Annotated in this window: 36 protein-coding genes; 13 read left to right on the top strand and 23 right to left on the bottom strand. The window is 62.3% G+C overall.

Features of this window, described 5'->3' with window-relative positions:
* Positions 1 to 86 precede the first annotated feature (86 nt).
* From ACSVDO_RS13135 to ACSVDO_RS13035, 21 genes are all read right to left on the bottom strand, one after another.
* A complete protein-coding gene (locus ACSVDO_RS13135) occupies positions 87 to 437 on the bottom strand; it encodes a hypothetical protein (RefSeq protein WP_489592661.1) in 351 nt (116 codons plus the stop codon).
* Complete coding sequence (locus ACSVDO_RS13130; protein WP_489592659.1) at positions 424 to 1032, bottom strand: Lar family restriction alleviation protein; 609 nt, start codon at positions 1030 to 1032, stop codon at positions 424 to 426. The genes ACSVDO_RS13135 and ACSVDO_RS13130 overlap by 14 nt, the downstream gene beginning before the upstream one ends.
* Complete coding sequence (locus ACSVDO_RS13125) at positions 1029 to 1310, bottom strand: ASCH domain-containing protein (protein WP_489592657.1); 282 nt, start codon at positions 1308 to 1310, stop codon at positions 1029 to 1031. The genes ACSVDO_RS13130 and ACSVDO_RS13125 overlap by 4 nt, the downstream gene beginning before the upstream one ends.
* A complete protein-coding gene (locus ACSVDO_RS13120) occupies positions 1310 to 1699 on the bottom strand; it encodes a hypothetical protein (protein WP_489592655.1) in 390 nt (129 codons plus the stop codon). Before ACSVDO_RS13120 ends, ACSVDO_RS13125 begins: the two co-directional genes overlap by 1 nt.
* 182 nt (positions 1700 to 1881) lie before the next feature.
* Positions 1882 to 3312 carry a hypothetical protein gene (locus ACSVDO_RS13115; RefSeq protein ID WP_489592653.1) on the bottom strand — a complete coding sequence of 477 codons (1431 nt, stop codon included), beginning with the start codon at positions 3310 to 3312 and terminating at the stop codon, positions 1882 to 1884.
* A 43-nt stretch (positions 3313 to 3355) separates the two neighbouring features.
* Positions 3356 to 4432, bottom strand: coding sequence for a DNA cytosine methyltransferase (locus ACSVDO_RS13110; protein WP_489592651.1), 1077 nt, complete (start codon positions 4430 to 4432; stop codon positions 3356 to 3358).
* Between the two features lie 84 nt (positions 4433 to 4516).
* Positions 4517 to 5041 (bottom strand): hypothetical protein, encoded by a 525-nt coding sequence (locus ACSVDO_RS13105; protein WP_489592649.1) that lies wholly within the window; start codon positions 5039 to 5041, stop codon positions 4517 to 4519.
* A 30-nt stretch (positions 5042 to 5071) separates the two neighbouring features.
* Positions 5072 to 5308 (bottom strand): hypothetical protein, encoded by a 237-nt coding sequence (locus ACSVDO_RS13100; protein ID WP_489592647.1) that lies wholly within the window; start codon positions 5306 to 5308, stop codon positions 5072 to 5074.
* On the bottom strand, positions 5305 to 5673 hold the full coding sequence (locus tag ACSVDO_RS13095) for a hypothetical protein (RefSeq protein ID WP_489592645.1): 369 nt from the start codon (positions 5671 to 5673) through the stop codon (positions 5305 to 5307). The genes ACSVDO_RS13100 and ACSVDO_RS13095 overlap by 4 nt, the downstream gene beginning before the upstream one ends.
* Complete coding sequence (locus ACSVDO_RS13090; protein ID WP_489592643.1) at positions 5670 to 6605, bottom strand: recombination-associated protein RdgC; 936 nt, start codon at positions 6603 to 6605, stop codon at positions 5670 to 5672. Before ACSVDO_RS13090 ends, ACSVDO_RS13095 begins: the two co-directional genes overlap by 4 nt.
* A gap of 45 nt (positions 6606 to 6650) precedes the next feature.
* Entirely contained in the window at positions 6651 to 6866 is a 216-nt protein-coding gene (locus tag ACSVDO_RS13085) for a hypothetical protein (RefSeq protein WP_489592641.1), read from the bottom strand.
* Positions 6863 to 7198, bottom strand: a complete 336-nt coding sequence (locus tag ACSVDO_RS13080; protein WP_489592639.1) for a hypothetical protein — start codon at positions 7196 to 7198, stop codon at positions 6863 to 6865. Before ACSVDO_RS13080 ends, ACSVDO_RS13085 begins: the two co-directional genes overlap by 4 nt.
* Positions 7199 to 7255: 57 nt before the next feature.
* Complete coding sequence (locus ACSVDO_RS13075; RefSeq protein ID WP_489592637.1) at positions 7256 to 8155, bottom strand: ParB/RepB/Spo0J family partition protein; 900 nt, start codon at positions 8153 to 8155, stop codon at positions 7256 to 7258.
* A 26-nt stretch (positions 8156 to 8181) separates the two neighbouring features.
* Entirely contained in the window at positions 8182 to 8475 is a 294-nt protein-coding gene (locus tag ACSVDO_RS13070; RefSeq protein WP_489592636.1) for a hypothetical protein, read from the bottom strand.
* A gap of 926 nt (positions 8476 to 9401) precedes the next feature.
* Positions 9402 to 9581 (bottom strand): hypothetical protein, encoded by a 180-nt coding sequence (locus ACSVDO_RS13065; protein WP_489592634.1) that lies wholly within the window; start codon positions 9579 to 9581, stop codon positions 9402 to 9404.
* Positions 9578 to 9871 (bottom strand): hypothetical protein, encoded by a 294-nt coding sequence (locus ACSVDO_RS13060; RefSeq protein ID WP_489592632.1) that lies wholly within the window; start codon positions 9869 to 9871, stop codon positions 9578 to 9580. The genes ACSVDO_RS13065 and ACSVDO_RS13060 overlap by 4 nt, the downstream gene beginning before the upstream one ends.
* A gap of 722 nt (positions 9872 to 10593) precedes the next feature.
* On the bottom strand, positions 10594 to 10794 hold the full coding sequence (locus ACSVDO_RS13055) for a hypothetical protein (protein WP_489592630.1): 201 nt from the start codon (positions 10792 to 10794) through the stop codon (positions 10594 to 10596).
* A gap of 62 nt (positions 10795 to 10856) precedes the next feature.
* Positions 10857 to 11387 (bottom strand): hypothetical protein, encoded by a 531-nt coding sequence (locus ACSVDO_RS13050; RefSeq protein WP_489592629.1) that lies wholly within the window; start codon positions 11385 to 11387, stop codon positions 10857 to 10859.
* Entirely contained in the window at positions 11374 to 11664 is a 291-nt protein-coding gene (locus ACSVDO_RS13045) for a hypothetical protein (protein ID WP_489592627.1), read from the bottom strand. Before ACSVDO_RS13045 ends, ACSVDO_RS13050 begins: the two co-directional genes overlap by 14 nt.
* A 783-nt stretch (positions 11665 to 12447) precedes the next feature.
* Complete coding sequence (locus ACSVDO_RS13040; protein ID WP_489592625.1) at positions 12448 to 13005, bottom strand: hypothetical protein; 558 nt, start codon at positions 13003 to 13005, stop codon at positions 12448 to 12450.
* Positions 13006 to 13112: 107 nt separating this feature from the next.
* Complete coding sequence (locus ACSVDO_RS13035; protein WP_489592624.1) at positions 13113 to 13898, bottom strand: S24 family peptidase; 786 nt, start codon at positions 13896 to 13898, stop codon at positions 13113 to 13115.
* Between the two features lie 84 nt (positions 13899 to 13982).
* Here ACSVDO_RS13035 and ACSVDO_RS13030 point away from each other — a divergent pair, with 84 nt between their 5' ends.
* Positions 13983 to 14255 carry a helix-turn-helix transcriptional regulator gene (locus ACSVDO_RS13030; RefSeq protein WP_489592622.1) on the top strand — a complete coding sequence of 91 codons (273 nt, stop codon included), beginning with the start codon at positions 13983 to 13985 and terminating at the stop codon, positions 14253 to 14255.
* A gap of 518 nt (positions 14256 to 14773) precedes the next feature.
* Here ACSVDO_RS13030 and ACSVDO_RS13025 read toward each other — a convergent pair.
* Positions 14774 to 15019, bottom strand: coding sequence for a hypothetical protein (locus tag ACSVDO_RS13025; RefSeq protein ID WP_489592620.1), 246 nt, complete (start codon positions 15017 to 15019; stop codon positions 14774 to 14776).
* 150 nt (positions 15020 to 15169) lie between these two features.
* On the opposite strand from ACSVDO_RS13025, the gene ACSVDO_RS13020 reads away from it, so the two are divergent.
* From ACSVDO_RS13020 to ACSVDO_RS12990, 7 genes are read left to right on the top strand one after another with little or no spacing between them, the layout of a single operon-like run.
* Positions 15170 to 15649 (top strand): phage regulatory CII family protein, encoded by a 480-nt coding sequence (locus ACSVDO_RS13020; RefSeq protein ID WP_489592618.1) that lies wholly within the window; start codon positions 15170 to 15172, stop codon positions 15647 to 15649.
* Complete coding sequence (locus ACSVDO_RS13015; RefSeq protein WP_489592616.1) at positions 15646 to 16470, top strand: hypothetical protein; 825 nt, start codon at positions 15646 to 15648, stop codon at positions 16468 to 16470. The genes ACSVDO_RS13020 and ACSVDO_RS13015 overlap by 4 nt, the downstream gene beginning before the upstream one ends.
* Entirely contained in the window at positions 16467 to 17828 is a 1362-nt protein-coding gene (locus ACSVDO_RS13010; RefSeq protein ID WP_489592614.1) for a replicative DNA helicase, read from the top strand. The genes ACSVDO_RS13015 and ACSVDO_RS13010 overlap by 4 nt, the downstream gene beginning before the upstream one ends.
* Positions 17829 to 17830: 2 nt before the next feature.
* Complete coding sequence (locus ACSVDO_RS13005) at positions 17831 to 18058, top strand: DUF3310 domain-containing protein (protein WP_489592612.1); 228 nt, start codon at positions 17831 to 17833, stop codon at positions 18056 to 18058.
* Positions 18058 to 18756 carry a phage antirepressor KilAC domain-containing protein gene (locus tag ACSVDO_RS13000; RefSeq protein WP_489592610.1) on the top strand — a complete coding sequence of 233 codons (699 nt, stop codon included), beginning with the start codon at positions 18058 to 18060 and terminating at the stop codon, positions 18754 to 18756. The genes ACSVDO_RS13005 and ACSVDO_RS13000 overlap by 1 nt, the downstream gene beginning before the upstream one ends.
* Entirely contained in the window at positions 18753 to 19340 is a 588-nt protein-coding gene (locus ACSVDO_RS12995; RefSeq protein ID WP_489592608.1) for a recombination protein NinG, read from the top strand. The genes ACSVDO_RS13000 and ACSVDO_RS12995 overlap by 4 nt, the downstream gene beginning before the upstream one ends.
* Positions 19334 to 19741: a hypothetical protein gene (locus ACSVDO_RS12990; RefSeq protein WP_489592606.1), complete on the top strand. Its 408-nt coding sequence runs from the start codon at positions 19334 to 19336 to the stop codon at positions 19739 to 19741. The genes ACSVDO_RS12995 and ACSVDO_RS12990 overlap by 7 nt, the downstream gene beginning before the upstream one ends.
* A gap of 154 nt (positions 19742 to 19895) precedes the next feature.
* Here ACSVDO_RS12990 and ACSVDO_RS12985 read toward each other — a convergent pair whose 3' ends face one another.
* Entirely contained in the window at positions 19896 to 20111 is a 216-nt protein-coding gene (locus tag ACSVDO_RS12985) for a hypothetical protein (protein WP_489592604.1), read from the bottom strand.
* A 70-nt stretch (positions 20112 to 20181) separates the two neighbouring features.
* On the opposite strand from ACSVDO_RS12985, the gene ACSVDO_RS12980 reads away from it, so the two are divergent.
* From ACSVDO_RS12980 to ACSVDO_RS12960, 5 genes are all read left to right on the top strand, one after another.
* Entirely contained in the window at positions 20182 to 20514 is a 333-nt protein-coding gene (locus ACSVDO_RS12980; protein WP_489592602.1) for an HNH endonuclease signature motif containing protein, read from the top strand.
* Positions 20511 to 20801 (top strand): hypothetical protein, encoded by a 291-nt coding sequence (locus ACSVDO_RS12975; RefSeq protein ID WP_489592601.1) that lies wholly within the window; start codon positions 20511 to 20513, stop codon positions 20799 to 20801. The genes ACSVDO_RS12980 and ACSVDO_RS12975 overlap by 4 nt, the downstream gene beginning before the upstream one ends.
* Before the next feature lie 306 nt (positions 20802 to 21107).
* Complete coding sequence (locus ACSVDO_RS12970) at positions 21108 to 21293, top strand: hypothetical protein (protein WP_489592599.1); 186 nt, start codon at positions 21108 to 21110, stop codon at positions 21291 to 21293.
* Positions 21290 to 22978, top strand: coding sequence for a terminase large subunit (locus ACSVDO_RS12965; protein ID WP_489592597.1), 1689 nt, complete (start codon positions 21290 to 21292; stop codon positions 22976 to 22978). The genes ACSVDO_RS12970 and ACSVDO_RS12965 overlap by 4 nt, the downstream gene beginning before the upstream one ends.
* Positions 22975 to 24270 (top strand): phage portal protein, encoded by a 1296-nt coding sequence (locus tag ACSVDO_RS12960; protein WP_489592596.1) that lies wholly within the window; start codon positions 22975 to 22977, stop codon positions 24268 to 24270. The genes ACSVDO_RS12965 and ACSVDO_RS12960 overlap by 4 nt, the downstream gene beginning before the upstream one ends.
* Positions 24271 to 24273: the final 3 nt, after the last annotated feature.

The raw sequence follows: 24273 nt of genomic DNA, 5'->3' as shown, positions 1-24273 counted from the left end.
AGGCCTAAAAAAGCCCGCTTGCTGGGCGGGCTGGTCAAAGTCGGGGATGGGCGCGCGCTTGTCGCGGCGCTCTCGTTTGCGGCGGCTCATGGGGCGGGCTCCATGGGGTGGATGAAAACGCTATTGACCTTGCCGCTTCCGTACTGGTTGAGCAGGCTGCGCGCGGCGCGGAAAGCGTTGGCGATGGTTGGCCCGCCCTCTCTGCCAAAGCCAAGATGTAGGGTTTCACTCGCTCGGGAACCGGAAAGAACCAATATTGCCGCGCGAGGCTCGACCTCGACGCGATCGGACTCGATCAAATCGGCTTGCTGCCGCAGCCATTCCGCAAGGTGCTTGCGGTCGAGCACATACTGCTGCAGCACGGCGTTGTACTTCTGCGCGCTCTCGGCCTGATCCATTGGCGGGAGTGGGCGCCGGAACTGCTTAATTTCCGCCATGGCCACCTCCTGTGATGCCGAGCTTGGCTTCGACCGAACGAACCACAGCGGTGAAGTCAACGAGCTTGCCCATGTCGCAGTCTCCAAGGCCGTTCTCGCTGGCCCACCATTCGCGTATCTGCTCATCGGTCAGCGGCTTGCGCTCTTGAGCGCCTGGCTCCTCTGCGCGCGTCCAGATCACGGCTGCGTTTAACTCGTCTCCCTCTCCGATCCACCGCCCATCCTTGACCCTCTCGCGGCTCACCGTGGGTGGGACTGTGATTGCGCGGCGCTTTCCGGGTGGGTGCTCGATGTACTGAGTGCCGTAGATGGGTAGGGCCTGATCCAGCAGAAGTAGGTTGCTCACCAGATCGCCGACAGTGCGGGTGGGGCAGATGTACGTGCGCTCTATCGAGGCCGGCGCGCGGCGGTTCCATGCCCCGGCCAGCAACGGCTTGCAATCATCCATGAGGGAGGCGCGGCGATTGCTCTCCATGCCGCAGCTTTCGCACGCCACCCATTGCCAGCCATCGGCATCGTGTTCAAAATGCGCGCCTTTGCCGCAGAACGGGCAGGGCAGCAGCTCGCGGCTCTGTTGGTCTTGTGCTGTGGTCATTGCTGTCCTCTCACGTTTATGGCGAACACCTCGACCGGCTCGGGGCCGAAGTGCGGATGGGTGATTGTCTTGATCGTGTAGCCCTTCCACGGCAGCACCAGACGTCGGGCATGATCGTCGCGTGCCGGATAGCCCAGCGTGAGCACGACCTGGTCGAACGGCTGGCGCTGGAGGCGTTTGCCCCAGTGCTGCGTGCACAGGCGGTATTCCTCGAACTTGGTGCCGTCGCGAATCGCCTCGAAGTACTCGCGTTTCAGGGGTAGGTGCAGGGTGCGCATCACGCACCGCCTTTCTGCGCTGCTGCGCGCTTGAGGGGCGAATACACGGTCAAGTCCGCGGGCGCCGCATTCCATACCGTCCAAAGCACCTCCATGGTTGGGCTGCCCCCTTTGCTGCCAAAGTGGAAGTCCGGGCGCCAGGTGAGCGGGAGGACTGCAGCTGGCCGGTGCAACTCGAACAGTGCGCGGCGTTTGGCGCTGTGCCAATATTGCCCCTTGAGCAGCATGGCGAAAGGTTTGCCGTGCTGAACACTGCGGCGGATGAATTCCTCGGCCAGTTTGAATGGAGGGTTGGTGACAATGGCATCTACGCCTTCGGGAAGGGGCGCCGTCAGATAGTCGATACCTGCTTCGCCGTACTGCTGCCCATGGAGCTCGGTTGCGATCACGCGCGCTCCAGCTTCCTCCAGTGCGCGGCACATGTGCCCTGCGCCACAAGCGGGCTCCCATACCGTCTGTCCCCGCAGTCCCATCCACTCGGCAAGCACTGCTGTCGCCTCGGGGGGCGTTGGGTAAAAGTCCGTTGCGCTGCGGTCTGCCGCGCTCGCATTGGTGAGAGTGACTCCTTCCATCACGCACCCCCTTGCGCAGCGCGGGCTGCCTCGGCGCATGCTTCGTCGGGAGTGTCGCCTTGGCACTGCGCCAACACCTTGCGGTCGGGGTTGACGACAGGCGCGCCGTACAGCGGTTTGTCCGTGATCCATGCCATCCAGCCGGTCTGCCGGGTGTATGCCAGCTCGAAGTAGGCGTATGCGTTGTCTTCCAGCATTTCGGCATGCGTAGCGATCAGCGCGCGCACGGCATCGCGCGCATCCTCCTGCGCCTGGGCGGGCGCGGCGGCACGAATCGCACGCGCGGCTTTGAGCGGCCCGCTTTCAATCACGCCTTCGTCTTCGGGAGCATCTGGCAGGCTGTCGAAGAATTCGAGGATGGCTTCCATCTTGACGGCCTCGTCCTTGTGGAACTTGACATCGCAGGACCCATCAGGGAACGACTCGCCCCAGTCTTCGACCGCGCGGTCAACGATCTGAGCCAGCCGCAGCAGTTTTTCGATGACCTCGAAGTCCTGGCCCGCAAGCTGGGTTGCATGCTCCTGCGCCGGGGCGGCGGAGTTGCAGGGATTGAGCACTGCGAACGAGGGGCAAGTGTTCTTGGTTCCGTACTGACCGGCACACCCCCGATGCACCTGGCACAACTCTGGCGAATCGCACTCGCTCGGCCAGGCCTGCGCCGGGGCGGCGGCCCTGGCCAGCGCCACGGTGAATGGCCGCAGGCTCGACAGCATTGCGCCGCCGTCCTTGCGCGCGCTGGCCATCGTCGCTTCGGTCACCACGCGGTCGCCCTCGGGCGTCATCCAAGCAGCAGGCTGCGTCGGGGCGGCGGCAAGCGCGGCGCGCAGCAGGTTGACCGATGCGCAAGAGCCACGGTCATCGCCATTGCAGCGCGCGACGAAGTCGTCCACATAGTTCAGCGCGTCCAGCACCTCGCTCGCGGCCGGCACTGCCACGGCTGCTGGCGCTGGTGGGGCGGCTTGCAACGCGGCGCGCATGTCGTCCGCGCCTCGGTTGTAAGCGTCGGCATATGCCTTTGCGGTTTCTGCGGTGTGCCACCAGCCTTGCAGCTGTATTGCGCACAGGCCAACGCACGCAGCAGCGCCTGGTCCGCCGCTTATCCATGGCTCTGCGCGCAGACCTTCACGGAGTGCGCGGCCGATGGTCATGTGCTTGTCCGGTTCCGCGCCCTGGTGCAGGCACTGCGCTGTTTCGGTGGATCGCAGCAGCTGCACTGCAAGACGCCGCACTGCATCGGCGCTGCATCCAGCACCCTCGGCCGTGGAGCAGTTGCCGCGGTTGCGCTCGTCGTTTTGCAGCCCTTCAAGCATCGATGCGGCCTGCTCGAGCAGCCCGGCGTCTTGTTCGCTCAGACCTGGCATTCGCCGCAAATCTGCGGAGATTGGCGCCGTAATCTCCGCATGCGTGGTGGGTTGTGTCTTGTCGGTCATGGATTTATCCCCGTTTATTCGATGGCAATAATTTGGTGGGCGGTCACGGCATGCAGCTCATGGCCGCTTCGATAAAGATTTGCGCTTGCTGAGCGTTGATCGCGTTTCCATAGGCGCGCAGGCGTCCCACTCGGGCGGGAGCCCCATGAGCCAGCGGGAATGTGCTGGGTTCAACTGGCCGCCACTTGCCATCCCGGCAGAAGAGCCAGTCAGCATCTCGCCAGAGGCCGTTCGTCGGGCCGGGCCTGGCAGGTAAGGCTGCACCTGATGTGTCAGCATGGTTGGTGCCGCGTTGCCCGTTGTCCCAACTGACCGCGCCACGTATTGATCCCCCGTGCCCCCTGGTTCGCTCGCTGTGGGCGTTCCCCAGCCGGCCAAGTGGAAGGCCTGGTCCGCGAGCGAGATCTGCGGATCGGTCGGTTTGCGGTTGCCCAGGACTGGCGGCCGCGCCTTGGCTTGCGTCATCGTGCTGTCCGGCGTGTTCCAGCCTGCAAGATGAGAGAACGCCAGCTTGGTTGCTGCGGATAAGTCCATCGTCACCTTGCCACCGTCCGGCATTCGCCCAGTCATCGATACGCCCGGGCGAAATCCCTTGCCGCCCGCTCCGTCGCTTGCCGCTGGCGTGGGCCATCCAGTAGAGCCGGTCGCGGATGTGCGGGGCACCGATGCCCGCAGACGGAAACGCAACCGCCCCGACCCCGTATCCCAAGCCTTCCAGGTCATCTTGTACAAGGTCGATCCAAGGGCCTGCGTCACGGCTCGCAACCTGTTCTCCAAAGACGACTGGAGGCCGCCGCTCCGCGATGAGCCACTGAAAGTGCGGCCAAAGGTGCCGCTCGTCATCAAACCCAGCGCCTTCGCCTGCCTGGCTGAAAGGTTGGCAAGGACAGGAACCGGTCCAAACAGGTCGGTCATCGGGCCAGCCGGCGCGGCGCAGGGCCAGGGACCAGACTCCGATGCCGGCGAAGAAATGGCACTGCTCGAATCCGCGCAGGTCTGAGGGGTGAACATCTTCGATGCTCCTTTCGTCTACGACGCCTGGCGCGATGTGGCCGGCAGTTATGAGGTTGCGCAGCCACTGGGCCGCATACGGGTCGAATTCGTTGTAGTAAGCGGCCATGAAAAAGCCCGCTCAAGGCGGGCCGGTTGATGTGTTCAGGCTCAGGGGCAGCCGCAGGGAGGGCTTTCGCCTTCTTCGAGGGGGTCAGCCGCCACGGCTGGCTAGGTATTCCCGCCAGGCGACCTTGCGGTTACCGACCCAGAAGCCCCAGTCTTCGACGTAGCGCCAGGTTAAGAACAAGGTGAAGGCGCCGCCGTCGCTGACGCGCGCGATCCGGTGGAACTGACCAGCCACGATTGGCGCCGTCTGGCCTGCGCGCATCACGCGCGTGGCCTGGGCGTGTGTGCGGCGCTCTTCGACATACCAGCCCTTGAGAATGATCGTGCGGGCATCCCACGGGTGATCGTGTTCATGGTCGTCGTCGTCGGGCTGGCAGATGTGGTGCACGCGGATACTAGGCAGCCCCGGCCAGCGCGCCGGCGCGGTTCTGCCTTCCGGTGTCTTGCCGTAGGCGTTGAACAGCCACCAGCGATCCATGTACAGGGTGTCGTTCCCGCGCCCGAGGATGGGGAAATAGGGCGTGCGCTGCGCGCGGCGGATGACCCAACGAGCCACAACGGGTCGGCTGAGCACGAAAGCGAGCAGCATCCAAAGTACTTTCTTGAGCATTTTTGCTTCCTTGTTTTGGTGGCGGGAGGTTTAGTGGCCGCAGGGCAGGCCCTGACCTTCTTCGAGGTTCGCAGGCGCCGCAGCGCCGCAGCTGATGCAGCGTCGTGCGGGTGCCGGCTGGGCCGCGCGGTGCCCGCTGCACTTCACGGCCTTCACGCCATCGGGATAGACCTGAATGACGGACATTGCGCCGAAGTCACGCTGGCCGCAAGCGGCGCTGCCGTTGCTGCAGGCCATGCACATGGAGCCTTTGGGCTGGCAGCTCATCGGCAAGCCTCCTGTGTGGCTGGCGCTGGTTGCAGGCGCTCAAGGTGGACCCGGACGGCGGCGGGAATAACTTTCGCCAAGTCGGAGGTCATACTGCGGACCTGCTGCGCATCGCGGCTGGTAAATGGCCGGCTGAATTCGAGGGCATCGCGCAATCGGCCTTCGGTCATTCGTGACAGGTGGACAACGGGGTCTTCCTCGCTGCAGAACAGGGGCGCATTCCAGGTGCGCGAGCTGGCGCGCACGATGAGCTGTGCGGGGTAGAGGGAGGTTTCGCCGGCCTCGACCAAAACCGATAGGTCTTCCATGTCCGGCAGGTCGGTTATGTGGATGGCGAGCAGCACGTGGGCTTGAATGACTTTCATGGCGACTCCTTTGGTTGCTGCAGTGCGGCGGGCAGGCCTTCGCCCAGCACCGTGCGGCCTTCTCCGCCCAGGGCTTCGATCAGGTCGGGCAGCAGTTTGCTGAGCTCGCCCGTGGCAATCGCCACGTCTGCGTCGAATCCGCCTTCGTCCTGGCCATCGAACACGGTTTCGAGGAACGTGAGCTTCTTGACCTGCAGGTTCTCGGTCAGCAGCAGCGAAACCCGGTCATCCCAGGTGAGCGCCAGCTTGGCGGGGAGCTTGCCGGCTTCGATATGCGCCTTGACCTCATCGATGTCGAGCGGGTGCCTGCCGTAACGCACCGTCGACTTCATCTCGCTCGCAGCCTTCAGCTCGCACTCCTGATCAACGGTGAAGCCCACTGGCGGCTCTTGGCTGGTGAGCCAGTGCGCCATGGCGGCTTGCGGGCTGGTCTGCGTGTCGAGCAGGGCAACGTCAAAGCCGGGCAGGGCGTCGACCAGCAGCGTCACGACTTCATCGGCGCGCGTCTGGCTGCTGGTATCGAGCACCAAGAAGCGCGCGGCGGGGTCGACCCAGATCCACATTCCCCCTTGCTTTGTGAACGCCATGGGCAGCAGGTCGAGCTTGGCCTCGTCCTTGAACTCCTGCTTTTCCTTTTTGCCGGGCTTGCGGCCCGTTTCGCGCTCGATCGCGTCGGCCTTCTCCTGCACCTTGCGGTTGAGCACGCTGGCGGGCAGCATCTTGGCCTCGCTCATGAAGCGCAGGATCCATTGGCCGCCGACGGACTCGGCAAACAGGCCTTCTTCTTCGCCACGGGGCGGCACCCAGCCTGCAGAGCGTTCCTGCGTGGGGCCGCATGGGGTGAAGGGCGTGCGCGCCAGGGATTCTTCGACGGCGGCCAGGTCGGCCTGCCAGGTGGAGGCGATGCGATAGATGATGAGGTGTTTAAACATGGTGATCAGGAATGAGTGCCCGCTCTGGCAGGGCGTTGGTGGGATTCAGCGCGGCTTCTTCTTCGCCTTCGGTGGCTGGCGCTGCTTGGGGCCCATCTGGGTCGCACCGCATGCGCACTGGTAGAAGCCTTTGGTGGTGACGGTCAGGCGCTTGGCCTTGCTGGTGGGCTGCTGGACGTTCTCGGCCCAGTGCCAGGCGTGGTCCCCGGTCATGGTGCAGGCCTGCTTGGCGCGCTGGCGCTTGGCGATGGGGTCGGTCACGGGAGGTGCTTGAGGCATCGCATCGTGGTGGCGTCCTCCCAGTCGACATGCTGGCCAGGTGGGCAGGCGCGCGCGCTGCTGGCCGCGTGCCGCTGATCTGCCGCGCTGGCGCTGGGCTCCTGGGCCTCGGCGCTGCTGCAGCTGGTCAAGGTCAGACAGGCCAGCGCGACCAGCAGGATGGCAATCCAGAGGCCGGGGTGATTCAAGAGATCGAGGCGGCTGGGCTGCGGGGTGAGACGCGGATCAAAGGGGAAGGCCTGGGCCATGCTGCGCGGGTACTCAGCGTCTGGGTCGGGGTTCACGTCAGCAGGGAAGGGCATGCGGGTGCTCATGGCGCGCTCCAAAGAAAATGCCCGCAGATGCGGGCCGGCTGTGTCGGGGTGGGGTGGCTACTTGCTGGCGCTGGTCGCTGCGTCGATGGCATCGCGGGCGGTGGCGAAGACGCCGGGCTGGGTGATGTCAGTGGCAGGCCATTCAAGCCAGTAGCCTTGCTGCCCAGGCTCGGGGGATGCGAGATCCACCTTTCCGCCGTGCCGGACGATGGCGCCTTCTTCGACCAAGAAATCCAGCCGGCCCGCGTCCTTGCGCAACTCGGCTGTCTTGGCTCGCGGCCCAGCGACGGTGGCTGCGGTGACGCGGGTCTTGCCCTGCGCCACGGCGGACTCGAGCTGCTGACCAAGTAGTGCGCCGGCCTGCTCGCCGTGCTTTCGCGCCGTGTTGGCTGCCCGCGTGGCCGATACCTTCCCAGCGTTGACCAGCTGCTGCACATCGCTGTTCGCATCGCCCAGGGCCAGCAGTTGCAAGACATGCTCTGGCGTCTTGCCGACCTTTCCCGCGATCTGCGCCGCCGTCCAGCCGAACGCGCGCAGCCGTTTGTAGCCTTCCGCAATCTCCAGGGCCTTGAGGTGCTTGTTTGCGGCGCTGGTGATGATGCGCGCCGTGCGGTCCGCGTCGTTGCCCTCGAAGTAGACGATGTGGATCCAGGCTTCGCCGTCCTTGGGGTTGCGCAGCGCCGCACCACGCTCCAGGGCGCGCCCGAGCGCTGCGTGGCGGCGGTGGCCATCCACGACCCACACACCGCCCTCGGGCCGTATACGCACTTCCAGCGGCGGGATGCGGCCACCCGCGATGATGTGGCGGGCGAGGGATTCGATGCTCTCTTCGAGCGCGTCGTCTTGCTGGCGCAGGTTGAAGCCGGGCTCGATGTGGATGCTCTCATAGCGGACCTGCACTGCATCGGCGCGCTTGGCCTCGCCGCTCTCGAACATCTTGCGGTTGGAGTTGGTCATTGGTGCTCCAGAAAGAGAAAACCGCCTCAGTGGGCGGCTTGGAACATTTGCTTGATCTGCTGTATCTGCTGTATCTGCTGCTTTGCAGCTGACACCGCCATGTCCTCAGTGAGGTTCATCAGGAGCGTGTCTGCGGCCTCGTTGGCCGCGTCGTCATCAATGCCGCCGACTCCGAGAAATAGGTGGCAGGGCTGCAGCTCTTCGACTCCCGGGTCGAAAGTGATGCGGATACCCGGCGTGTCTTCCTCGTTGCTCGAGCGCTGCACGAGCACCTGGCCAATTTCAGGATGGTCGAAGAGTTTGGCGAATGGCTTAGGCATACGGGTTCCTCAGATTGCGTCTGCGCTGCCTTCTGGCCGCGCGGGGTGGTTGTTGAGCAGCTGGCGCAGCTCATCGGGTGAAAGTGGCGGCAGGGCTGCTGGCGCTGGGAGCCCGAGGGCTACCGCAGATGTGCAGAGCACCCGCTGCGCGATGGCGGGGTGGTAGTAGGTCATGATGCGAATAAAGAGCCGCGTGATGCCCGGAAAGATAGGAGGAGGGAGGACGGAGGAGCCGGGCGCGGCTGAAAACAAGGAAGCCCGCGAACGGGCCGGAAAAAAGAGATGGCGGCGGGCCCTCATCTGCCCAGCCTGACCAGTGCGGCGCGTACTTACGCGAGCTGGCTTGACCATCATTGAAGCGGGCTGGGCTTGATTCCAGCTCTTGGCGCCGCGCGTCGCGTTTGTGCATCGCTTCGCTCTACGGTCCCGCGTGTCCATCCACGCCGCCACTTCAATGATGGCCCCGGCATCTATCCAGCCGGGACAGTTTCTGCAAATGGTGTTTATTTAAACAGTGGTGTGATTCTATACAGTCATTTCAGTTTGGCAAATAGTTTTTCGTTTGGGCCGCTGGCCCGTTGTTGAAGATGGCCCGCTTGAAGCAGCGTCGAGGGTTGTGGTGGGCTTGCGCCCGGGACTTCCACCCTTTGCCGGAGTTGACCCGGTCACGCCATCACGGAGGCAGACTGGACGAAGGCTTCACTTCGCCATTGCTGGCCCCGGCTTCCACGTCGTGCGCGCATTCGCTGCCGTACCGTGGCTCAGGTCTTGCCAATCTGCCTGCGTGATGGCCCCACCTGGCAGGGGTTCGCAGATCACTATCTGCTTCCGTGTGCTGTTCGGCTTGAGGCAGCTTCCCTCTGGATATGGCCCCTGGCATTTGCCCGTGCCAGGCCGCGCGCCTATACGCGGTGATTCCGGGGTGCTCAGAGCTGTTGCCGCGCCTTGCGCCGGACTTCGGCGTCTGTGTCGAGTCGTTGAGGCTTGCCTGCTTGCCGCTGCTTTCGCCCAGCGGGGAGCAGTGCATCGAAAGCGTCCAGCACTGCCGCCTTGTAGTTCGCGCGCTGGACCTGCTTGCGCTTGTCGTTGAGCTTGGCGACTTTCATGCGGCCACCAGCTGGAAGCTTGCCGAACCGTAGCCGTTGCGCTCCTGCCATTCCTTGCTGGCAAGTGCAGCCTTGCCGATGGAGATGACAGCCGCCGTGCTGATGCGATGCTTTTTGCCTCGGTAGCACTGGCGTAGCACCTTCGACGCACAGATGCAGCCGACGTTGAACTCTTCGCCGCACTCGTTGCGGACCATCACGGCGCGCGTCAGGTTTGTCTTGCCGCAGCAGTCGCACACCGGGTAGTCGCTGGTGCCGGAGACTGTGAATGTGGTGCCTTCGATTGCCATGCATTGCTCCTTGGTGAAAACAGAAACAGCCTCCGAAGAAGCTGCTTGTGTTTTCGCCCTGATCTCGCTCAGGGCGCGGCGCCGCGGCTGCGGTCTTGAAGCTTTGGCGGCGTCATCTGGTGTAAGAGGGCGGGTGACTCCTCAAACCATCGGCCAACTTTGATCCCGTGCCGGCTGTCGTGCGGCCTTCTACGCCTGCCTGTGACTGGCAGAGGCTGGGCCGGGTCTGCCGGCCTATGTGTCTCGCATGTGTTCTCCTTCGCAGCGCGTGGCTGCTGGTGTGTTGAGTGCTCTGGTCTCTCGCGTTGCACTGGGTCCGCGCGTTTCATGTGCCTAGAGCTTGTTGAGGGCTAAGGTGGCCTACTGAGTTGCTCCATCGTCACCGCCCACGCGATCGATCCCCGGACTCACATCCACTGCACACCGGTTCACCCGGCACCGACGATGACGCATCGGGCTTGCGCCCATCACTGAACGGTCGGTGCTGGCTCGATCACTTGGCACCCATCGCGTGGTGCACAAACCTGCTGCGCTCCTGTGGAGCTGGACCCGGTAGGCCGGTCGCTGTTTGTGCTGCGATGGATGAATATTAGCGGCGCTTGTTTTAATAGTCAATAGTAGCGCTTGTATTTATTTTCAATGCCTGCAAAAAGAGCGCATGACCACGCGCCATATGGGCGAAAAAAAGCCACCCGAAGGTGGCTGCTACGGCGCGACGTGGGCTACTTGCGCCCAAGCTCGGCCAGCGTGTCCTGAAGCGTCTTGACCAGGCGCGCCAGATCCTCAGCCGGCATCTCGATCCACTCCGTCGAGACGCGCGCGCCCTCCGCGTCCTTGGCAGTGTGCTTTAGGCCGATGAGCGTCTTGCCGTCCACGACGCGGGTGCGGACGCTGGTGAACTGGAGGGGGAGGGCAGAGGTCATGGCGATATGGTGGCACAAAAGCAAAAGCCACCCGAAGGTGGCTTGGCTGTGGCTTCACGTGTTCAGCGTGGCTGCTGCGCTGGAGGACTCTGCTGGGCCTTTGCTTGCGCCTCAATTTGAGCCTGCAGTTTTTCCATGCGAACCGTGGCCTCAGCGATGCTTTTAGAGGTCTCGCGTCCAGAATCAAAAGCGGATATGCCGAAGGCAACAATGGCCGCGACGATGGTGATGGTGGCAACTGCTGCGCCCCATACGCTACCCCGGAGACTTTTTCCCTGCTCCTTCACCTCATTGACCTGCTCCTTTACGTCCTTGATGGAGTCGGTCATGGCGGCGAAGCGAATAGCGTTGGTCTCTCTGTCTACTCGCATCTCAGCGAGCGCCGTATCCAGCTTAGACGACATCCCAGCCACGCGCGCATCCATCCGCGCCTCGATTGCTTCGAGCCGAGCGTCGAGAAGGTCCTTGGTGATGGCTGCGTTCATGTCCGCATTATGAGGCAAGCCAACAATGAGGGAGGCCGGGGCGACCTCATGCTTGAACAGCCTGATGACCTTGCTGTTCCAGTCTGAAGACGCATTACTCACTGGCATTCCGCTCCTGCAGGGCTGAATAAAGGACATCCAGAAGGCCAAGGCTGAGTGGCTGCCACGTTTCGGATTTGAGTCCTGCTACCACCTGGCGCATATTGTCCTCAATAGCTTTTGCCTTGGCCGGATCACCGAGCGCGGTGGCCTTTAGAGAGCAACCAAGAGCCACACCGAGAATGAGAATTTGCTCTTGAAGTTCGACGGTCGACAGCGCTGTGTTGTGGCTATCAGCATCATTTTTATCCATTTGAAATTCCTCTTCAGGCTTTTCCTGATCCATTTAGGAGTGGGTCAAAACACCATCGAATCCGGGCCAACTGCGCCGGCCTCAACATGCGGCCATCTGCCACTAGACGATGCGACGTCAACGATTTTTCGCTCGAATCTTCGTTTGTGGCACCGAGTGGTCCGGCATGGGGCGAAAGGGGTCATAGTCCCCAGTCCCAGCGGCTGATAGAGGTACGTCGGTCGCCCGAGTGTATGGCTGTAAGGGTAGCTGCTCATCGCTCCTGGCGGTTGGTTCGACTCCGCTACATGCCGCGTCAATTCCAGCGTTTGCAGCTTCTGCCAACTGCGGCATCTTGGGCTCGATCTCTTCTAGCACGCCCAAGTTGACTGATGCTAAGAAGCGCCTGTAGCCGATGTAGGCTCCATAGCTATTTTTCCCATTCACTTCGCCGCACACCACTGTGCCGCTCAGGTATCTGCGAGCCACAACGCCCCTGAACTGCGCGGCCCCGGGGTCTTTGAGCATGTTCGCAACAGATTTCTTTGCCTCCACTTCGAGGCCGTCCCTACTTCCGCCTTGACGCAAATAACTTTGACCTGCACTAGCCACATTTGCAGCCGTCGCATAAGAGCTGCTGCGAAGTTGATCAAATACCGACATGCCTGTCGCGCACCCTGTCAGCGCCGCGCACGCAGCGGCGATAAGCATTGCCTTCCTCATCCCTCTCTCCTTCTTTTCTCTCGTTATTCTTTTCGCGCCGTGAGCGTCAGAACACCATCGAATCCGCGCCCACTGACCTAGCTACCCGGCTCGGCACAGCGATTCGACGAGCTCTCAGAAGTCCTTCGCGCCGGCCTTTGCTTTCTCCTGCCGCTCGGCCGCCGCAGCCTGCTCTTCTTGTTTGCTGCTGAGCATGATCGAGCCAGTGTTGATGTTGGGGCCGATGGCGTTCAGCGTGAGCATCTCATCACCCTTCGTCCAGGACTTGCGCCAGCTCTGGTGCGAAGCGCCTCCTTTGGTTTTCACCTCCAGGACTTCGTTGCTTGCTGGGTCTGCGTAGGCTTGTGTGACAGCATCTGCCACGCTTGGCATGTAGCCTTTCGGCGTTTCAAGGTAGATGCGACTGACTTTTTGGTCTCGCAACATGATCAAGCCGAATTCCACCCACTGGCCGGCAAAGGATGTGCCCGCATCGCAAGCGGATCGTGAAGACTTACCCACGCAGCGCCGCATGCTGTAGGTGCAGGAGCTCCCCGAGCACTCATACGCCGGGAGCTTTTCTCTGATCACTTCAGTTGAGTCGCCAAGCCTGACGCCTTTGTAGCTGAACTCGTCGGCATGTGCCGTAAGTGTGCTGGCTGCTATCGCGGCCATGATCAACAAATTCCTCATCCCTCTCTCCTTCTGTTCTCTCGTTATTCTTTTGGCGCGCGGAGTGTCAGCACCCTATTGAGTCGGCACCTGCAGACCTGCCTTCAACAGGCGCGCATCCGTTTTACTCATCCCTGATGCAAGGTCCACCAAGCCTTAACTCGGCCAGCCACGTTGACGGTTTCGGCCGCCTTTGAAAGGTCGATGCGCTCTTCGTCCGGGAACTCGGCTGTGTTATCGCTGCGAAGCACCAGCGTGCCATCGGAAAGAATCATCGCGCGCTTGAGCAGGAAGCGCCCGCAGACATCAAGTACGTAGATTCCCGGAATGTCGATGAAGCGCTGGCTTATGTCCACGAAAACTAAGTCTTGATCCTGGATGGTCGGGCGCATGCTCTGGCCGCACCCCGTAAGAATTTTGATGCGATCAAAGCTGGCGCTGCCCACCTTTTGTCGCACCCAGCTCTCCGACACATCAAGTTGGCGCACTAGTTGAACCGGCTCGCTCACGGCTCGTCCTGGTCCCATCGATGGCCTGGGGGAAAGGTGTTGCAGTCGCACATAGCCATCCGGCGGCACATCCCTAGGCGACACAGGGACGCCAATTGGAGCGGGGGTCGGCAACGCGTGCTGCCCGCCTGAGACATTTGCGAGCTCAAGCGCCTCTCGGGCAAGCCGGGGACTGAAGGCCGCAATTTCGCAGCCAAGGCCACGAGCGAATCCCTTTGCGGCCTTCATGCTGATAGCGGAGTTGCCATTGAGGAAGTGCCCAACGGCGGCTTGACTGCCGATGTCGTAGGCCTCGCCGAACTCAGTCTGGGTCATGCGGTTATCCCTAGCGTCCCACAACGCCCTCAGAAGCCGGGATTCTTCCCGGTTCTCTTCTGTGACAGAGCCGCGTTTGTTTTCATTCATAAGTAGCGAGCCTAATAAACATGCCGCTTGTTTCAAACAAGTGCGGGTATTGACTTGAAAACAAGCGCAGCTAATAATCTCAGCATGAACCACCTCAAATCAATACGTGTGCGTCTAGGCATGACCCAGCAGGGCATGGCTTATGAGCTTGGCTGCACGCAGAGCAATGTTGGCCATTACGAAAAGGGGCAAACCCTGCTGCCCAGCATGGCCCGCAAAGTTATTGATGTCGCTGCGGCGCGCGGTCTGCGCATTGGCTTTGACCACGTTTACGGCTCAACGCCGCTGCCGGATCCTGCCACTCAACTCCCGCAAGAGCTGGCGCTGGCCCCCACCCAGGAGGTCACCCATGGCTGAGCCATACCGCTTTGGCGGCCCCATTCCTGAGTCCGTGCAAACGCTCCAAAGGCGTCGCCGGTATCGCAGCTCCCAGTCTTTCGCCACGCTGAAGAAGAACCGGCGCCAGGATTTTCTGGAGAACCCTGGGCCGTACTGGGAGCAGGTCCGCGACGGCATGGGCGCCGTGATCGACATTCGCCCGAAGGTGGTCCAGGCAGGTGCGGAAGCAATAGTTGCCGCAGTGTCACGGGCTCGCCAAGCTGTTGCGGAGACTGCCGCGCCGCCGCGCAAAATCGCCCCGGTCGCCCCGGTCGCCCCGGTCGCCCCGGTCGCCCCGGAGCCCAGTGCTACCGCGAATAAGCTCACCCCGCTGTGCGCTTGGCGAGTCGATGGACCAAATTTCGGCCGGCCCGGCTTCACCACCGATCTTGAGCAGGCCAAGTTCTGGGTCAGGCGCGGCGCAACAGTCACAGCACTGCACCAGCCCAGCGAAGAAGGCAGATTCCGCACTGTGTCGGGCGCAGTGCTGGAGAAGCTTACGCCGTCGCAGCCTCTGGACTCGTGGGGCTGTCCTTTGTCGGAATCAGCATCGACTGCAGGTGCTGTATCGCAACCTCCAGTGACGCATTGTGGATCGCGTCCACCGTCAGCTTGTCCTTCGGGATGCCGTGCTCGAAATCTAGATCCAGATCGATCCGCCCCTGAGGCGTTTGAAGAGATCGCTGCACGCGCACGCGATTTCCGACTGGGCTGATGTCGAATTTTTCTGATTTCACGCTCATGTCCGCCCTCCCTGGCGCTGGTTGTGTAGGAACTCCCAGCATAGCCCAGGGTGCGGCGGGCACCTTTTCCTCTCGTTGTTTTGGTTTTCATGCGACGAGTTTCGTTTTCCGCGGCGTTGCCCGCAACGTCCTTTTCTCAGGAGACCGGACATGAACTCCCTTGATGCTTTGCGCCGCATGGTCGCTGGCTACCCCGGTGGCCGTCCCGCTATGGCTGTGCGCTTGAACAAGTCCGACGAAGTGCTGCGCAAGGAGCTGAGCGGCTCGTCTGCGCACCACAAGATGGGCCTGGCTGATGCTGAAGAAATCGCCACCATGTGCCGCGAAGCTGGAAGCCCTGACGCTCACGCCCTGGGCACCGTGTTTTCGTTCCACGCGGGCATGCTGGCGCTGCCTGCTTCCCCTGCGGCTGGCGCTGCGCGCTGCCTGACCCGCGCCACGGCTACGGCGGTCCATGAAGTCGCCGATGTGCTGCTGGCCGTCACCAAGTCCAAGGCGGACGGCAACGTCAGCGACAACGACCGAGCAGAGGTCATGCGCGAGATTGGGCACACCGTGATGGCTCTCCAGGAGGTGTACGCGGCCCTTGAGGCTGAGCACGCGGCCGACAACGCAAGGAGCGCGCAATGAGCGGCAAGTACCCCTGGTTCCGGATGTATTCCGAGTTCCTCAACGACCCCAAGATCATCGCCTTGGCCTTCGAGGACCAGCGCCACTACATCGGCCTGCTGGCGCTGAAGTGCGACGGCGCGCTTGATGCTGGTGCTGCCCCAGACCTGCTGGACCGCATCGTTGCGCAACGCCTGTGGGTGGACCATGCCGTCATCCGCGAGGTCAAGAAGCGCCTGGTTGCCAGCGGCCTGATTTCCGACGACTGGCAGCCCCTGGCCTGGGATAAGCGCCAGATGCCAAGCGACAGCAGCGCGACCCGCGTGGCGAAGCATCGCGAGAAGAAGAAGGTTGAAGCACGTAACGCCGAAGGTAACGACCACGGTAACGCAGGCGGTAACGATGATGAAACGTTACAGAAACAAGAAAGTAACGGCCTAGATAAAGATAAAGAAGGAGAAGAAGATAAAGAGACGCGCGAAGGATCGCGCTCTTCCTCCGCGTCGGCTTCAAAAACCCTGAAGACCTACCTTGCCGAGTGCAAGGTGGCTGGTGTCAAGCCGATTCCTGAGGGCCACCACATCCGCAAGGACATGGCCGACGCCGGAATCTGCGACGAGATGGCCCAGATTGCCTGGCTGCGCTTTCGCCAGGAGCACACGACCGGCACCCGCAAGGACAAGCGCTACAAGGACTGGCCCGGCGCCTTCGCGAACAGCGTGAATGACCGCTGGTACAAGCTCTGGTTCGTGAATGCCGATGGCCCGGCCCAGTGGACCAGCGAGGGTCTGCAGGCGAAGCGCGTGGCTGAAGCTGCTGCGGCGGCCCAGGAGGGCGCATGAACGCCTTCGATATTCCGCAGGAAGAGCTCCTGTACTCGGCCGAGGCTGAATGCTCGGTGTTGAGCGCGCTGCTGACCCAGGGGTCTGACGCCTACGACGCCGCAGCGGCGTTAATCACTGCCGGCGCTTTCAACGATCCGCTGCACCGCACGCTGTGGCAAGAGGCCGAAAAGCTGGTCATTGCCGGCAAGCATGTGGACGTGGTGGCGGTGATGGAGGCGATGCGCGGCCAGGATGTGGACTGGGGCTACGTCAACGAGCTGGCGCAGAACTTCACCAGCGTGCGGGCGGTGCGCGGCCACGCCGAGATCATGGCGGATTACGCCAGGCAGCGGGCATTGCGGTCTGTCGCCTTCCAGGTCTCGGCCTTTTCCAGGGACCAGGAGTTGTCGATCGAGCAGCGTGTCGGAGCATCGGTGCTGGCGCTGGAGTCCGTGCTGGAAGGCCGCGCCGGCACTGATCCCCGGCCCATGCAGGATTTTGCGGCCAGCTTCATCGATCGCCTGATGGACCGCGCCGACGGCAAGACCAAGCCAGGCAGGTCGACCGGCTTCCCAGGCCTGGACCGGATGATGCCCAACGGCATGGGTGACGGCAAGCTGGTGGTGATCGCCGCGCGCCCTTCGGTCGGCAAGTCCAGCCTGGCGCAGCAGATCGCCGAGCGCCATGCCTCCGATGGTCATCCCGCCGCCTTCCTGGGCATGGAGATGGAGAACGACGAGGTGGTGGACCGCACGGTTGCGAACAAAGGCCGCGTGCCCCTGGATGCCATCCAGACGGGCCAGCTGTCCGGCGACGACTGGTCGCGCGTCACCGAAGCCGTGGAGGCCATCCGCAATCTGCCGCTGTACTTGCACGATGTGCCTGGCCTGACCCTGGCCGAAGTGGCGTCCAAGGCCCGCAAGCTGGTGCGCCGTTACGGCATCAAGACCCTGGTGGTGGACTACCTGCAGCTGATGCAAGGCGACCCGAAGAAGGATCGCCGCTTCCAGCTCGAGGAGATCACCCGCGGGCTCAAGCGCCTCGCCAAGCAACTGGGCATCACCGTGGTGCTGCTGTCCCAGCTCAATCGCGACGTGGAGAAGCGCACGAACCCGCGCCCCCAGATGTCCGACCTCAAGGAGTGCGGCGCGATCGAAGAAGACGCGGACGTGATCATTTTCCTGTGGGACCACGCCAAGGGCCAGGACGGCGCACCTTCGATCAAGGGCTGCAGCCTCGCCAAGAACCGCGGCGGCGCGCGCGGCGAGATCGCGCTGCACTTCGAAGGCCAGTACCAGCTCTGGAATCAATCCACTGTTTCCCTTGCCGCGCCGACCCGGACCGAGCAGCAAGGCCGCTACACGAAGGAGTTTTGAGCATGAGCGCTTTGAGCATCCAGGCAGGTGGCACCCACTACAAGGACTGCGCGATCCAGCCTATCGAATACATCCACGCCAACGGCTTGGACTTCTTCCAGGGAAACATCGTGAAGTACGCCACGCGCCACAAGGCCAAGAACGGCGCCGAGGACCTGCGCAAGGTCATCCACTACGCCCAGCTGGCGCTGGAGTTGCAGTACGGCGAAAAGCAAGAAGGAGAGAGCTGATGCACATGACCCTTGCCACAGCGACGATGAGCAGCCGCGAGATTGCGGACCTGGTGGAATCAGAGCATGACGATGTGAAGCGTTCCATGGAGCGCCTTGCCGCGCGCGGCGTCATCACACTCCCGCCATTGGCGGAAGTCTCCAATCCGCGCTCTGGTCCCCGGACGATCTCGGTCTACCTGGTGGGCAAGCGCGACAGCTATGTGGTGGTGGCCCAGATGTCGCCCGAGTTCACTGCGCGCCTGGTCGACCGCTGGCAGGAGCTGGAAGCCCAGACCGCGCCGGCGATCCCGAACTTTGCCGATCCCGTGGCCGCTGCGCGCGCCTGGGCTGATGCCAAGGAGGTCGAGCAGACCGCTGTCGCCGCGCTGGCGCTGGCAGCCCCCAAGGTCGAATTCGTGGACCGCTACGTCTTGGCCGATGGCGCCAAGGGTTTCCGCGAGGTGGCGAAGCTGCTGCGTGCCAACGAGGTCGACTTCCGCGAGTTTCTGGCCGCACGCCGGATCATGTACCGCTTGGGCAGCGCCTGGACGGCGCACCAGAACCACATCGATGCCGGCCGCTTTGTCGTCAAGACCGGCGTGGCCACGCACAACGCCCACGCTTTCGCGACCACGAAGTTCACGCCCAAAGGTGTGCAGTGGGTGGCGGGTGAGTGGGCAAAGCACCTGCTGGCGCTGGAAAGCTCGGCCGCATGACGTTTCGCCGCACACGTTGCCCGCACTGCAAGGGCAAGCTCGAGAACAACCAGCGCATTCACACTGGCTGCATCGACGCTTTCGCCGACGCTCAAGCCGCGAAAGCTGATCGCGCCAAGGCCAAGGCCGTTCGCGCCGCCGCCAAGGTTGAGAAGGCGGATATCCGCAAGCGCAAGGAAGCGCTGAAGACCCGCAGCGATTACCTCAAGGAAGCGCAGCAGGCCTTCAACGCTTTCATCCGCGAGCGCGACCGTCAGGCGGGCCATGCCTGCATCAGCTCAGGCCGCCAGCTGGACTGGTCGGGCAACCAAGTGGATGCCGGGCACTACCGCTCCACGGGCGCGGCGCCGCATCTGCGCTTCAACGAAGACAACTGCCACGCCCAGTCCAAGCACGACAACCAGTACCTGGCTGGCAACGCCGTCGATTACCGGATGGCGCTGGTCGCGCGCATCGGTCTGGCCCGAGTGGTAGCGCTTGAGTCTGACAAGTCATCGCCGAAGTGGTCTGCCATTGACCTGCGCAACATCCGAGACACCTACCGAACCAAGACCAAAGAACTGAAGAAAGAAGCCACATGCTGATGAAGACCCGCGATTACATCGACTTCAACGAAGTGAAGCCCGAGCACAGCGCTATCCATGAGCGCTTGAACAACTGGAGGCGCTGGGTGCGCGACAGCGGCCGGAGTTGGACGGCGCACCCTATGTGGCGCCACCTTAAAGAGAAGGAAGAGCGCGAGCGCGGCGCGGCTTACGCGCCACCAGTGAACTCGCTGGACGGACACCTGATCGAAAAGGCCGTGGCCGCGTTGCCTGAGAAGCACCGCCACGCTATCCGCTGGGTGTACGTGTTCCAAGGCAACCCGCTGGGCGCCGCGCGCGCTGCGGCAGTGTCGAAGGAGCGTCTTGCCGAGCTGATCCGAGAAGGCCGCACGATGCTGACCAACCGCATGGAGCGGCTTGCAAACTCGGTAGAAGTGTGATAACGTAGGGGCATCGTTAGCAATTGCACAGAACGAACCCGGTTTGCGCCGGGTTTTTTGCGTCTGATTAATAGAAAAAGCCCGCAAGGTTCACGCCATGCGGGCTTTTTCTATTGATGCAACCCCTGCGGGCAGCGTCGAGGCCGTTTGGGGCTCAAGTCTTCTCTTTGCGCTTTGGCGTGCCGTGCTCTTCAAAGAGTTCTGCCAGCTCTGCCCATTTGAGAGAGTAGTGGTTCACGTGATTGCCGCTTGGCCACCAGTCGATGGATCCTTTGCTGAATTTCAGCTTTCCAAGACCATCGACCTCGATGGCTGCATCTTTGTGCGCAATATCGATGGGTTGGTCTAACTTGATGCGAACGTCTGGCATGGCACTTCCTGTGTAAGTCAACGTGTTAAATGTATCAAATAATTAATCAATTCTCTGCCGGGGCTTGTGGATGATGAAGCTGCAGACTCTCAAGTCGTCCGTGCCCATGCTTGATACCCGTCGCGTCCCAACGATGCAGGCAGGCAGCTGGCGCACCAGCGACCAGACGGCGGCACAGCGCGGCTATGGCTACAAGTGGCAGAAGGCGCGCGAGGGCTTCCTGCGTTCGCATCCGCTATGCGTAATGTGCGAGGCCGAGGACCGCGTGACAGCGGCCACGGTGGTCGACCACAAGACGCCGCACCGCGGTGATCAGGCGCTGTTCTGGGATAGGACCAACTGGCAAAGCCTTTGCGCCACCCACCACAGCAGAGACAAGCAACGCGAGGAGCAGCGACGATGAACTACTCGAGCTTGCGCAAGACGCTTGCCCGCGACTTGAGGGCGGGCGTGAGGGCTGGCCTACCGTTATGGGCAAAGAGTCACGTCAAGGAGAGGATCGAGTACGCCGCCCACTGGTGGCGCATCTCCCGAGATCGCTCCCGCACCAGAGACTTCCGGGATGAAAGCTACATGAGGGCGGTGCGCCTGCAGCTCGGCCTGCTGCAACTGCTGTCGGCCTATCGCTTCAGCAATGAAGGCCCCAAGGCCGTCCTGACGCGTCCCAAGGGCATCGACGCCGCGGTCTAGGGCGGCCCAAGGGGGAGGGGGTGGGTCAAAGTCTGGAGGCCTTTCGGCTCTAGACCGCACTGTTCCTCACGCGCGCAAAATCTCCCCCCTTTTTTATTTAGGAATCAGCAAATGGCAGGCGTAAAAGGTCGCAGCGGAGGCCCGCGCGCCAATGCTGGCGGCGCTCGCCCCGGTGCTGGTCGCAAGCCCAAGGCTGCAAGCGAATCAGCAAATGGTGCTGTGCAAGTAGCGCTGGAGCCTCAAGGACATGGCGGCGCGCTGAAGAGGAAGAAGGCTGTCCCAGTGCCGGCGCCTGCGGGCACTGACATGTTGACGCTGCTGCAAGAAATTGCCCTCGGCTTGAGGGACGCTTCGAACACCCAGGTTCGGGCGGCCATCGCTGCAGTCCAGTACACCCACGCCAAGAAGGGCGAGGGCGGCAAAAAGGACCAGCAGGCGGATGCAGCCAAGCTGGCTGGCGGAGGTCGCTTCGGCTTGAGGGCGGTGAAATGAAGAAATGGACGACCAGCTGCCCTGATTGGGAGCGACGGATTGTGGCGCGCGAGTCTTTGGTTCCTGTTTCGCCTCTGTTCCCTGATGTGGCGGCAGACGCCATGGATGTGTTTGGCGCTCTACGGATGATGGATGCCGATGGCAGTCCCACGATGGAAGAGGCTTGCCTGCCTTGGGTGATGGATTTGGTGAGAGCGCTGTTCGGGGCATATGACCCGGAGCGCCGACGCCGGCTGATCACAAACTACTTCCTGATGGTCTCCAAGAAAAATGGGAAATCCATGATCGCGGCAGGCGTGATGCTCACCGCGCTCATCTTGAACACCAGGCCCGGGGCTGAATTCCTTATCCTGGCTCCAACGAAGGAGGCGGCCGACAACGCCTACAAGCCCATCCGCGAAATGATCTTGGCTGACGAGGATCTGTCGGCCCGCTTTCAGGAGCAGCAGTATTTCAAGACCGTGACCTGCCGGCTCTCGCGCGCCACGCTAAAGGTCGTCGCATCCGACTCGGCCACGGTGACCGGGAAAAAGGCTACCGGCGTATTCGTGGATGAGTTGCATGAGTTTGGCAAGAGTGCCAAGGCGGCCGCAATGCTCACCGAGGCCACTGGCGGCATTACGTCGCGCCCCGAAGGGTTCGTTTTCTACTGCACCACCCAGTCGGAAAACCCGCCAGCTGGAGTATTTAAAGACAAGCTGGCGTATGCCAGAAAGGTTCGCGATGGCCAGGTGAGCGACCCGCGCTTTCTGCCCGTCATCTATGAATTCCCCAAGAAGATGCTTGAGGAGAAGGCGTACGAGGACCTGGACAACGCCTACATCACGAACCCCAATTGGGGCATCTCGGTCGATGAGGATGTTATTGCCCAAAAGCTGCAGGAGGCCGCAGATGCGGGCGAGCATGCGGTTCGTGACATTCGCGCCAAGCACTTGAATGTGCAAGTCGGCCTGAGCATGGCGGGCGACCGCTGGACCGGCGCTGACTTCTGGGAGCGAAACGGCGACAAGAAGGTGACTCTCGAGTACATCCTGCAGGAATGCGAGGTGGTGACTGCCGGGGTGGACGGTGGCGGGCTGGATGATCTTTTGGGTTTTTCGGTCACTGGCAGGGTTCGTGGCTCTAACCACTGGCTCCAGTGGAATAAAGCTTGGCTGCATCCGATTGGACTGGAGCGCCGCAAATCGCTGGAGTCTCAATATCGCGACTTCGAAAAGCAGGGCGATCTGGTAATCATCAAGGAGATACCGGAGGACGTTGATCAGTTAGCCCAGCTTGTGCTGCAAGTTTACGAATCAGGCTTGCTGTCGCAGGTGGGGCTCGACCCTGAGCGGACACACAAGGTCGTGAAAAAGGCGCTTCAGGATGCGGGCATCCCGGAGGAGCTGATTATTGGCATCTCCCAGGGGTGGAAGCTCACCGGCGCGATCAGTGTCGCTGAGCGTGCCCTGGCTGCCGGGGATATGACCCACGCCGCGCAGCCGCTCATGGCTTTCTGTGTTGGAAATGCAAAGGTGGTGCCAGCAGGCAATGCGGTGAACATCACCAAGCAGGCCTCTGGCACCGGAAAGATTGACCCCCTGATGGCGATGCTGAATTCAGTGTCGCTTATGGCCCTGAGTCCAGAAGCCGCGGGCGGCATGGACGACTGGCTCAGCGACCCAATACGGACGGGCAAGGCATGAAACTACAAAAGAAACCGAGCCTTGCGGGCCGCGTCCGCGCGGCCATCGACGGCTGGGTGCGGTCTTTCAGCCTCCGGGACAAGGACCTCTACACCGATCGCGAGATGGACAGCGAGGCCGGGGTGGATGTGACGCCCAAGGCGGTCATGCAGGTGGATGCGGTTTGGAGCTGCGTGCGCCTGATCTCCGAAACCATAGCGACGTTGCCTCTCTCGATCCATGAGCGCACTTCGGCAGGAAAGCGCCTGGCCAGCCAGCATCCCCTGCACTTTGTGATCCACGATCAGCCCAACGCTGATTCGACCGCATCGGTGTTCTGGGAGGCGCTGGTAGCTTCAATGCTGCTGCGCGGTAATGGCCGTGCCGAAAAGCTCTACATCGGCGACAAGCTTGTGGGCCTCTCTTTCCTGGATCCGAACAAGCTGGTGATCACGCGAGACATCAACGGCCGCAAGATTTACCAATATCCACGACCAGACGGAACGCCGCGCCAGATTCCTGCCGCCAGGATCTGGACGATTCCCGGCTTCACGCTGGATGGCGAAACAGGTGTCTCGGTGATTGCTTACGGGGCCAAGGTTTTCGGCGCTGCCATGGCGGCCGAGCGGTCAGCGGCGCGGACGTTCCGCAACGGGATGTTGCCAACGGTCTATTACAAGGTCGCGGCCTTCCTGAAGCCGGAGCAGCGGCGGATGTTCAAGGCAGAGATTCAGGGCTCGGTCGAACGCGGCGAGGCCCCTGTTCTGGAGGGTGGTACGGATGTTGGCTCGGTTGGCATCAAGCCTTCCGATGCCCAGCTACTTGAGTCGCGAGGCTTTTCGGTCGAGTCCATTTGCCGCTGGTTCCGCGTGCCGCCCTGGATGGTGGGGCACACGGAGAAGTCCACCAGCTGGGGGACAGGCATCGAGCAGCAAATGATCGGGTTCCTGACCTTCACCCTGACCCCGTGGCTGCGCCGGATTGAGCAGGCGATCAACAAGGATCTGCTGACGCCGACCGATCGCACGCGCTTTTACGCAAAGTTCGCGGTCGAGGGACTGCTGCGCGCTGACAGCGCTGGCCGCGCCGCCTTCTATGCGGCGATGGTCAACAACGGCATCTTGACGCGTGACGAGGTTCGCGAGCTGGAAGACCGGGAGCCGATGGGCGGAAACGCCGCTGTGCTGACGGTGCAGTCGGCGATGACCACTTTGGATGCGCTGGGGGCGGACGCCTCTGCCTCGCAAACCAATCAAGCCCGCGCAGCCCTCCGGGCGCTGTTGGGATTCAACGAAGAGCCGCAGAAAGGCTGAACC

The sequence above is a fragment of the Comamonas sp. DB36 genome (assembly GCF_057914905.1).
The sequence above is the reverse complement of the archived record's forward strand: the minus strand, read 5'-3'. Positions and strand labels throughout refer to the sequence as shown.